Consider the following 11,519-nt stretch of genomic DNA (forward strand, 5'->3'; position numbering starts at 1 on the left):
CTAAACTTGTTACCTTATTACCAGTAGTTGTTTGATTCGTTTCTACAGCACTAACTCTTGAAGTAATTCCATTTAGATTAGTTTCTATAGTAGATACTTTTGATTTAGTAGAAGATATTTCAGTTTTGTTTGCATCTATCTGAGTTTGAGTATCCTCTAGAGCAGGCGAGTAATCTGTTGCTTTTGTACTTATTTCTAATTTAGGTTGTCCAATTTTCCAAATAGCAGTATTATTGGCACTAGGTTTTGCAAAAGGTTGAAAAGTAAAACCAAAACTTGAAATAGCATCATATCCACTAGGAGGAGCAAATGTATATTTCATAACTACTCTCTTATTTTCATATGTTCCAGTTAAACACTCAGCAAAAGGGTAAACTATAGTTGTCGCACCTGTAGAACTATTTTTCCAAGTTACAGTACTATGAATACCAAATCTATTACCTAAGTCACCTGAAGCATTTTGTCTACTTCCAGGACAGTTTACAAAATAAGAAAAAGTAACTGTTTTATGTAGAAACATTTCATTTAAATTAATCCCATCAATAAGATTAACAGCTTTCATAGGAGCGTTGCTTGAAGAAGTTGCTTGAACAATAAAATTAGAATTTTTAATTAAGTTTCTTCCACCTATTTCTAAGTTATCAATTTTACTATTAGCACTATTTGCAGTGATTTTCACATCACTTACTGTTGTTTTTAACCCATCAACTGTTTGTGAAATTTCCGTAACTTTTTCATTTGTCAAATTTGCAGTTTTTTCTACCATACCTACCTTAGTAGATATTCCATCCACAGTATTATTAATTTCTGAATATTGTTCTCTTCTATAGCTAGCCTCATCCTCTACTCTTTTTTTTGATATAGCATCTATTGCCTCATTCACTCTTGTAGAATATACGCCTAATTTGTTTTTATAATCACTAAAAGCATCATTTACAGGTTTTCTATGACTTTCATCTAATACCCCTTCAATATTAATCAAAGTGTTTATAGCCTCGACTAATTTATTATAAGAAGCAACTAAATTATTATATGCTGTTTTTAAATTAGTTTTTGGGGTATTTGAAGCATCCTTATCTACTAAATCAACATTAGTATTTAAGCTATTATATTGATTATCTATATTGACCTTTTCAACTTGTAAACTTTGTAATCTTTCTTTTATTGCTATTTTTTCTGCTTCAGTTAAAACACTATCTTGAAAAACACCATTCATATTATTTTCTAAATCCGAAACAGAATTGCTAACCCCTTCTATTTGTTGCTGAAGTGCATTTTTTGCTGTGTCAGTGTATGATTTAGATATGTTTTCTATTGCAAGGTTATATTGAGTTACATATAATGCTAACTTATCATTATGTGCTTTTAATAATGTATCCAACTGAGTTTTATGACTATCATTTATATTTTCATCGCCATTAATCAATGTTTCTATAAATTTTACTAATGCATTATATGCAGTAATATAATTATCGTAAGTAGTTTTTAAGTTTAATTTATTGCTCGAACTTAAATTAGAATTATTATAAAGTTGCTTATATTGATTATCCACATCAACTTTTTCTACTTTTAATAAATCTAAATTACTTTTTAATGCTATTTTTTCTGCTTCAGATAATACTCCATCATAAAAAGCACCGTTCATTAACCCACTCAAATCTGAAACTGATTGAGATATCTTATTTATTTCTTTTGACAACTCACCTTTAGCATTTTCAGTTATCTTATTATATATTTTATTATTTGCTTCATATAAGTTTTGAGTAAAAGTAGCTAAATAAGTTTTATAATCTTCATATGCAGCAGTATAATTATTTCTTTCAATTTCTGTAATCATATCCTCTTTAGTTAACATAATATTTATAGAGTCAATTAATATATTATATTTTAAAACGAAAGTATCATAAGAGTTTTTTAACTGTAATTTGTTTGGCTCATCTAAATTTACATTCTCATATAATTGATTGTATTCATTATCCATCTCTATTTTTTGCGCCTGTAAATTTAATAATCCTTGCTCAATAGATGTTTTTTCTGCTTTATCTAATATGCCATCAGTTAAAGCACTTCCTACTGTCTCAACTACATTATCCATTCTATTTGTTAAATCAGAAATATCATTATTTATATCTGCTACTTTATTTTGAGCTTGTGTGTCATATATACTTTCTGCAACATTTAAAGAACATGTAGTGAATTCTCCTAATAAAGTATTAATTGAAGATATTGAACTATTTAGTTGTTTCTTTTCTTCCTCCGTTATAATATCTTCCTTTTGTAACAATGTATTTGCTAGAGAGGTGAATCTATTGTATCCTTCTATAAAGGCATCATATTTTTGCTTAAATTGTGTTTTTAAATCACTGTTTGTTAGATCAGGAGAATTATAGAGTTTATTATACTGTGAATCTATATCAATTTTATTAGCATTTATATTTTCTAATTTAGACTTTATTAATTCTCTCTCGGCTTTATCTAATAAATTATCTGCAAATGCACCATCTATATTAAAATCAAGTCCATCTATTTGTCTTTGTAAATCATCTATCTCATCTTGAAATGAAGCCTTTGACTGTTCTGCTTCTGCATTTGCAATAAATTCTACAACTTGATTAACAATGGTAGTATACTCTGTTGTTTTTAAAACTAAATCGGCATAACATCTATCCATGTTTATTTTATCTTGTTGAGTTATAAGAGTATCTTTGTTTAATATTTCATTTAAAGTTGCAAGTAATGTGTCATAAGAACTATTAAAATTAGTGTATACATTTAAAAATTGAGTTTTAAGTGGATCTATCAATAAAGCATTTTTATATAATTGACTATATTGACTATCTATATTTGCCTTTTGAATGTCTAAATTTTTAATATTTTGCTTTATTGCATTTCTCTCAGACTCATCAATAATGTTATTTTTAAATGTACCTTCTATATTATCATTTAGATTTGTCAAATCTTTTTTTACTTCATTTATTTCACCTTGTAATTGATTTTTTTGAGTTTCTATTTCACTCTTATATCTGTTTTCTTCATAATTATCAACCGCTAAAGATAGGTTACTATGGAGTATAATTATATTTTTTCGATAATCTTCTAATTTTAAATCTACACTTATTTTTTCACTTTCATTAAAAAATCCATCAGATATCACACTATTTAATTCATTAACAAAAGCATTATAACCACTTACATAATCGGTGTATATTCTTTGTAATTTTGCTTTCATTTCTTGACTTAAATATTTATTTGATAAATATTCATTATATTTGCCTATTAAATCATTATGCTCACTTTCTATTAATTGCAAATTTTGAGATACTAAATCTTTTTCGTTTTGATTAACTAATCCATCCATATATATCTCTTTAATTATTGTCTCCATCTTATCCACTGTAGTTTGCAAATCCATCACATGTTGATTTAATATACCTTTTTCTAAAGAAAGATTACTCTTTATATTTTCTTCTATTGAAGAAATCTTTGTATAAATACCACCTGCTGTCATAGTTATCTTTGTTATTTCCTCATATAGAGTACCACCAGTACCTAAGAATATTATTTCATCACAAATATTTTTTAATTTAGTTAATTTTGTTGACACATTTGAAATACAATTTATAAGAGTTGTTATTTGAGTCGGAGTTATTACATTTCCACTTATTAATGAGTTTAATGTTGAATTTAACAAGCTAAAAGCATTACCATATTCTTCCTTAACAGATGTTAATTGATTTTTTTTATCCGTTAAACCTTCCTTTTCTAACATACTTACTAATTTATCAACTTCAATTATCAATAAATCATTTTTATTAGTAATTTTAGATTGAGTTTCTTTTACTTTAATTTTCTCTTCAGATGTAAAACTATTATCTCTAGTAATATCTTTAATTGCTGAATTCAATTCCATTAATAAACTATTTTCATCTATTAATAAACTTACTATATTTTCTCTTAACTTATTAAACTCTTTATCATCATTATATTTTTTGTTAGTATTTTGCAAATCTATAGCTATTTGGTCAGCAGTTTGTTTATAATTAGTTAATTTTTCATTAGTTTCATTTAAATCTTCCGTTATAGTTCCTACCGTTTTATTAATTCCATTAATATCTTCTGCGACACTCGTAAATTTCTTTGTATGCTCATCAACTTTTTCAACTGTAGCATTTAATTTACTATTAAATCCATCTAATTTAATATTTTCATCAAAATTAACACTAATTGAATCTTGATTTACAATAGTAAAATTACCCTTTTTGTTTATAACTAATAAGTATAAGTTTGCTCTATCTTCTAGTATTTCATCTTCACATATCAACTCATATGGAGAATCTTTATCCCAATAAATGTATTTCCTACTTGTCTCAGTGGTTGCTATTGGATAATATACATTAGAATCCTTTATAACTAGATTTTGTATAGTTATATATCTTATTGTTGGCGTATTGCTTAAAATTGCCATATTATTCCCCCTTTACAAATTATATCTATACTCTCTTAACGCATTTAGTACATATCTATTCCTCATTAATTGCTTGTTATCATTTTTAGCTAATTTTAACAACATGCTTATATCTCTTTTTGTGTTATTTTTAGTCTTTTTATTTGATAACTCTAAGGATAACGAATTATCTTTAAATTTTTGTGTATATCCAACTAAAAATATAAACTCTTCTTTATTTTCATCTCTATAATAAAGAGATATAATGTCTCCTAGCCCTAATTGACCATTCCATTGTTGTCTAAAACTATTATTTATTAATCTTCTCATAAAATTTTTATTATCTATACTAAATTCAAATGTTGGTTTACATTTACTATCTAGTTCTCGCTCTCCAACAGATATTAATTCTTCTGCATCATAAAAGGCATCGTTGGAATAAGTATCATAATACAAAAACTCTTTTAATTCTTCTAATAACTCATCATTAAATATAAATTCACAGTTTGTATTTTTAGCAGTATTTCTTCTGCATTGACTATTTATTTCTGACATTCTTTTCCTAATATTATCTATTTCATTTTTTTTAGTTTGTATATTGGCTTTTAATATAACTTCTTCATCTTTCAATTCAGCACATTTTGCTTCCCAAATCACAGCATTAGCAGGATCATCATAGTTCCTATATCCCTCTGCTATAGATTTATATTGTTTAAATGATTCTAAATTATAATACAAGTCATTTTCTAATTTAGTTTTTTCTGTTTCTAACTGAATCTTTTGATTTTTTAAGTCTCTCCATTCTACAGATAAATCTTTAATCATTTCTTCATGCAACTTCATAGCATTTATTAATTCTTTACTCATTTCTTCATTTTCAATAAAGTAAGAATAGTTTTCTATAAAATCATATCCACTAGGAATATACTCTCTTACAAAACACTTTTCTTCATTACCAGATAATTTCAATCTAGTTATTATATTAGATGAATCATATCGTTTCTCCAATGATTTTATATAATTATCATAAGATAGAGATATATTTAGGTTTTCACCAAAATAATCTATTGAATATAAATTTACAGTCTTGTTTTTCCTATCAAATACAGTTATACATTCAAATTGTTCTGCTAGTGTATTAGCTAAAAATGAATACCAATCTTGATCTAAACTCTCTTGCCACCTCATTCTAGGTGTTAAATTTGTTTCTCCTTCAGAATAATTTGAGTATCTTATATTGTTATCTACGTGTCCTATAGTCCAACCAATTTCATCTTTCATATAATCACTCAATGAAAATATTAAATTTTCTTCATCTGAATCCAATAGCATAAAACCTATACCTTCAACTGTAATATTATTTTTCTCTAACTTCTTTTCGTAACCATAAGCAGTTATGCTTTTTATTCCCTTCTTTTTATCTTCAGATATTTCTTTTATAACAAAATATTCACCATCAAAGGCAACTAGCCTTTCAGATTTAAATTCATCATAATAAAAGTATTTTTTTATTGTCTTATCTATATTAGAAACATAATATTTTTTTATTTTTAATTCTACTTTATCTATATCATCTAAACTTCTACTCATACTTTCTACATAAAAAAATGGTATCTCACCTAATATTTCTTTATTAACCTTATGTAGAGTGACAGTATATTTATTTTTTATTTCTTTTAATGTAATGTTCATAAGAATCACCTATAATAATATTGGAAATTCAGCTAATATTTTAATTTCACAATTCCCACTAATATTTAATGTGTTTAAACCAGGTATTAATTTAACCCATTTCCTATTGCAACAATTAAACTTATTAATATTACCATCTAATACAGTTAACATCAAATTATCTATTATAACTTTTTCGTCAGTATTTAATCCTGTTATTTCTAATTCATTAATTTTATTAACTGTTGAATTATCACCTTTATTAGTTAATTCAATTATAGGAAAATAATCTTCGTTACTAGGATTTGATATAGATAAACTAGTGGCATCATCTACAGTAATTGTTTTGCTATATTTTTTATAAACAAAACAGTCCATAGGTTTGAATGTTACTTCTAATGCACCTTCACCTTTTGTGGTGAATTTTTTTCTTATATTTGAACATTGAAAATAATATATATAATCAGGATTATCTTGACTTATGAATGGCTTAAATTCATCTTTAATTATCCATTTTTTAACGTTGATAATATCTTCTTCACTCCACACTTTAGGAATCATATTGCCATCAACTAACATTAAATTTAATACTATGTCGTCTGGTTCTCCATTTTCGATATTAAATGTAGGATTATACGTACTCCCATCTTCTCTAGTAATATCTCTTTTATATACTACACCTATTTCATTCAATATATCTGAATCAAGCTCAACCAATATCACATTATATTCACTATTGTCTATACTATCGAAAGTAAAATCTTTAGATATAAACATTATATCGCCTCCTTATAAAATAAAAAGGAGTTACCATTAGGCAACCCCTTAAATTTAACTTCTGTCATAAAGTTCTTTTATTAATTTTTCATTTTCTGCTTTGACTATATCCTTGATTTTATTTACAACATCATCATTTGCATTCCCTGAAATATTTATATTTGTATCACCTATACTTATAGTTCTTGCACGACTTTCACTTTGCATATTTATATTTTTAGCAGAATAATCTTTTAAATTTAACTTATCTAAAATACTAGGTAAATTATCCATAACCTCTTGTGCAACTACTAACTTATCACAAAGTTCCTTTTGTATCTGAAAACCTAATACACCAAATGCATCCCCTGATTCTTTAATGAAATCTAACATCGTATCCTTTAAGTTATGCACCTTTCCATCAATATCAGTGAATACGCCACTATCTAATGCTTTTTTTACTGCTTCAGCTATCGCACTATCAGACCATTTATTTTCTAAATCCTCAATAGTTTTATCAGTATTTTCTTCTATTCTATTGCTTTCTTCATCAAACATATCATTTATATCTGAATCTATTTTATTTTGAACAATTTCTTGTAAATTTTTATTTTCTTCTTCTAACTGCTCCATCAATTCCTCAACCTTTTTTTTACCACTCAAAGAATCATCTCTCTGAGCCACTTCTAATTGTTGCTTGATTTTATTAATCTTTTTTAATTGCTCATCATAATCGTCTTTATATGTAATTTCATCTCTATATTTTTGATATGCTTTTTTCTTTTCATCCAATGCTTTTAACTCTGCATCTCTTTGTTCTTCAATAGCCTTTATTTTTTCTTCTTTTTGTTTTTTATAAATCTCAGTAAGTTTATCTTCAACATCTTTAGTCATTTCTAATTGTTCTTGGTAAACATCTTTTATAGCATTTTCTAATTCATGATACTCTTTTTGTGCATCAGGCAACTCATCTCTAACCTTTTCAATATATTCATCTATTAATTCAGTTATTTTTTCTAAATCTTCACTATTTTGATATTTATTTAATATCTCATCGTAGTTAGTTATGTCACCATTTTTATCAAATTTAACTCCATACTTATCTAAATCTTTTTGATATACAGGCAACTGAGAATTTATAGAATTAACTATACCTTCTTGTATTTTAAGCTGTTCATTTAATGCTTGAATTTTATCTTTCATCAAATTTATTTTTTCAGTCCCACTAGCACTATCTAATTTAATATCAATTAAATCAATTTTATCTCCCCATTTATCCATTTCATTGTTAAGTTCTTTGATGGCATTATTAAATTTATATAATTTATCTTCTCTATTTAATTTTTCTATTTCATCATTTAAATCTTTAACATCATTTTCAAGATCTATTATGGTATTTACTGTTTTTATATCAGTATCTAATAATTCAGAATACTCTTCCATCCATTTTTGTATTTTTTCATACTCATTTGAATTTTTATACTTATTTAATATATCATCTCGATTTGATATTTGGTTGTCAATACTATCAAATTTAACCCCATATCCTTTTAACTTATTTCTATAATCCATTCTTTCAGATTTATATTGTTCATGAAGTTGTTTTTGAATAGAAATTAACTTTTGAAGATATGATATTTCTTCCTTAGTTTGCTTTATATACTCAGTTCCATTTAAACGCTCTTTTTTAGATTGAACTCGATCTAAATACCCTGAATATTGTTCATATGTGCTAAGTAAATCCTCTATCGCATGTTGTTCTCTATATATTGTATCTTCAAATTTCAGTTTTTCTATCTCATTATTATTTTCTTTTATAGCATTTTGAAGTTTTTGCCATTCTTGTTCAGCACCAGGAATCTTATCATAAAATAAATCTAAATACTGGCTACTAAATTCCTTTGCCTCACTTAATTTCTTATTTGCATCTTCTGTAGCCTTTGATAAACGATTTTTAGTACTTTCACTTGAACCTTTATAACTCTCTTCTTTCTTCTTAGCGTTCTCATATGCAGACTCTAAACGATTAAGTGTTTCTTCGTAGTTAGTTAAATTTCCATGTTGGTCGATTGAAAAACCAAAACTAGGAGCTTTACCTTGCATTGCTCTTCTTTGATTTTCCAATACATCAAATAAATTTTTTTGTAATTTACATTGTTGTGCATATAATTCATTTTGAGTTTGAAGGTTTTTTATCCTATTAGTCCCTATTGAGTTCTCCATTTGCAAATCTAAAAGTTTGATTTGATTATTAACTTTATCGATTCTATTCTCTAACTCTTGGAATATATTTATTCCATGCTCCAACATGTTCAACATAGAACTGTATGAAGATGGTAATGAAGTTGGTAGTGATGGAATTGTTAAGATTCCACCAAAGTTATTTGAATATCTTGGGGTTATTTGTTGTGACGTATTAGTAGTTGAATTATCTGAAGTTGTTTCACTTGTAGAAGATTCGCTTAAAGGCTGAATGTTTCTTGCTTGTTGAATCGAATTAGTTTCGGTTGTTGGTATATCTATTGATTTTTTTTTCTTTTTACCACCAAAAAAGCTACTCACCGTCTTTTTAACTTCTTGAAAAATGGTAGTAATAGTAACAGTTTTACTTTTAGCATTACTATTTATATCTTTTATTGTGGCAAGTACACTTTTTCCACCACTTTCATTAACTGTAATTTTTTTATTTTTATTACCAGATAAACCATTTATTTTTGTAAGAGTATTAGAGACTCCTGTTCCGCCATTTTGTACTATTTGAACTATTTTATCTTTTATTTGTGTCCAAGACAATTGATTAACTTTTTGTTGTGCCTTATCAGTTGTTCCGTTATCTGTGGTTGAAAATACAAAATCATGAATACTAGAACCATTTAAAGCATTCACTTTTTGTTGTGCTACATCAAAGCCTTCTGAATGCATTTTTACCTTTTTCTCAATATCAGGTTTTTTCTGCATTTCATCAATAAATTTAGCTACCTCTTTAATGTTTCCATTTTCATCAACTGTAAGACCAACTTTTTTAGCTATATCTGGATGTCCTTCTAACCAATCTAAAATAGATTGTGCATTCTGTAATGTATCTAAATTTAAGTTTCCAGTTTCTATTTGTGCTTCTATGCTAGATAAAAATTTAGATTGTTGTTTTTCACTAGTTAATCCTAATTTATTCATTACATCAGCCACATTTGTTGATGCCTCAAATCCTTTTTGCTTAAACTCAGCATCTATTTCATTTTTTATCTTTTTACCTTCTTTAGAGTTTGGATCTACACCCGCTTGTTTATATGCATTTGCATATTCATTTTGTCCTTCAGTTTTAAATTTAGCAGTTATTGTACTTTCTAAAGATTTTCCTTCTTTAGTGTTATTTATTACATATTTTTTATAATCATCTGAAACATCTGCATTTAATTTTGCTCTCATTTCAGTTGTCATTTGTTTACCATTTAGTTCTTCTAATTGGTTAATGTATTCTTCATTTACAGTACCTTCATTTTCCCATGTTGTCATAAGTTTCATAAGAATATTTGCTTCTTTTTCTGAAATCTTCTTATCCGCCATTATAGAATCTATTGTGCCTTGAATTTGAGTAGGTAAACTATTATATATTTCAGAATCCACTTCTGGTATAAGTGATACATCTATTGTACCTGTTGTTTTTATTGAACTAGCAAATGAACTTGTTAATGATTTTATACTAGTTAATTGATTAGCTATCATTGTAGCCATACCATTAGTTCCCACATCTGATAATTTTAAATCAAAGTTTTTAAGAACATTAGCTATTTCATATTGAACCTCTTGTAATTCAGGTGGGAATTGTTTTAATGCTTTAATTAACGTCCCCTTATCAACATCTACACCTGCTTTATTTAATTTAGTAGCTAGATTCTCTATTCCTTTAGCATATTCATCTTGAGATATAGAACCTGCTTCATAATCCATAGCTAAATTATTAATTTGAGTTTGAATATTTCCTACATTAAACTTGCCAAATTCGTTATTTAACTTTTTAAACCCTTGTTGTACTTGCTGAGTTTCACCTGCACTTAATTGTCCCCAGTTAAATGCTCCTGCTAATGAATTTATATTTTGAAGTGTTTTATCATTTAACTTATTTTCGCCTAAAGCCTTGTTTAATTCCGTTATAGCTACTTGTTGAGCTTTAAGTTCTAGCTCATTATATTCACTTCTTTTCTTCGACATTTCATTGATGTACTTACTATACTCTTCACTTTTTTTCTTTAAAGATTTCTTATAAGCATCAACATCATCATTATAAATTGGCAATTCAGTTTTATTATAATTATTTTTACCAGGTATAGCAGAACCTTTATATTGACTAGATAATTTACCTTGTTGTTCCCATGTTCTTTCAGATTTATCCCTATTAGCCTCTACCTCTTGTTTCTTTTCTTCGGCTAATATTTGTTGATCTAAAGCCAGTATCTCTTTTTTTAACTTAATTGTATTTTCTAAACTTCCATTTATAGCTAAAATTGGGGAATTATCAGCGTCATACCCTAAAACTAAATCAGGGGATATACTAGCTATTTCACTTTTTAACTCATTAAATCTAGCCAATTCTTCTTTTGACTTATTAGTTTTATTAGCTAATTTATCATATTCTTTAGATATTTGACTC

General features: G+C 26.7%; 4 protein-coding genes. All 4 read right to left on the reverse strand.

Annotated features, from left to right (window positions below; all coding sequences use genetic code 11):
- Positions 1-4,465: hypothetical protein (locus J7G74_RS15035; protein ID WP_297136827.1), on the reverse strand; the 4,465-nt coding region annotated here is incomplete at its 3' end.
- 12 nt (positions 4,466-4,477) lie between these two features.
- Positions 4,478-6,136 carry a phage tail protein gene (locus tag J7G74_RS15040; protein WP_297136829.1) on the reverse strand — a complete coding sequence of 553 codons (1,659 nt, stop codon included), beginning with the start codon at positions 6,134-6,136 and terminating at the stop codon, positions 4,478-4,480.
- 9 nt (positions 6,137-6,145) lie between these two features.
- Positions 6,146-6,892: a phage tail domain-containing protein gene (locus J7G74_RS15045; RefSeq protein WP_297136831.1), complete on the reverse strand. Its 747-nt coding sequence runs from the start codon at positions 6,890-6,892 to the stop codon at positions 6,146-6,148.
- Between the two features lie 54 nt (positions 6,893-6,946).
- Positions 6,947-11,519, reverse strand: a 4,573-nt coding sequence (locus J7G74_RS15050) for a hypothetical protein (protein ID WP_297136832.1), incomplete at its 5' end; no start/stop codon positions are given.

Origin of the sequence: Terrisporobacter sp. (assembly GCF_017888745.1) — a bacterium.
Taxonomy (GTDB): Bacteria; Bacillota; Clostridia; order Peptostreptococcales; family Peptostreptococcaceae; genus Terrisporobacter.

Bases quoted from the DNA above. Each gene is read 5' to 3' on its own strand.
- J7G74_RS15045 (WP_297136831.1), bottom strand. From the start codon at position 6,892: ATGTTTATATCTAAAGATTTTACTTTCGATAGTATAGACAATAGTGAA.
- J7G74_RS15040 (WP_297136829.1), bottom strand. From the start codon at position 6,136: ATGAACATTACATTAAAAGAAATAAAAAATAAATATACTGTCACTCTA.